This is a genomic window from Exiguobacterium sp. s50 (assembly GCF_018618175.1).
In the GTDB taxonomy this organism is placed as follows: Bacteria; Bacillota; Bacilli; order Exiguobacteriales; family Exiguobacteriaceae; genus Exiguobacterium; species Exiguobacterium chiriqhucha.
Genome location: NZ_JACSLP010000032.1, coordinates 1 through 382, shown reverse-complemented (window position 1 = coordinate 382; position 382 = coordinate 1). Strand labels below are relative to the sequence as shown.

Annotated in this window: 2 tRNA genes; both read left to right on the top strand. The window is 50.0% G+C overall.

The window, feature by feature from the left end:
* Positions 1-120: 120 nt before the first annotated feature.
* A tRNA-Ile gene (locus KNP68_RS15135) sits at positions 121-197 on the top strand.
* 21 nt (positions 198-218) lie between these two features.
* Positions 219-291: transfer RNA gene (locus KNP68_RS15130), tRNA-Ala, on the top strand.
* Positions 292-382: the final 91 nt, after the last annotated feature.

Here is a 382-nt window from a genome sequence, read left to right as displayed (position 1 = left end):
AACAAGGTAGCCGTATCGGAAGGTGCGGCTGGATCACCTCCTTTCTAAGGAAAATGCCCATGTGGCATTGCCCATCGTTCAGTTTTGAGAGACCAAAATCTCTCGACAATCAAAATATGAGGGCCTATAGCTCAGCTGGTTAGAGCGCACGCCTGATAAGCGTGAGGTCGGTGGTTCGAGTCCACTTAGGCCCACCATTTTTTTGAGAATTCCAATACGGGGCCTTAGCTCAGCTGGGAGAGCGCCTGCCTTGCACGCAGGAGGTCAGCGGTTCGATCCCGCTAGGCTCCACTTTGTTCCTTGAAAACTGAAGATTCATCAAGACATCAAACCAATTATTTCACATATGGTCCGTGAGGACCGTGTGTCTTAGACGCTAGAT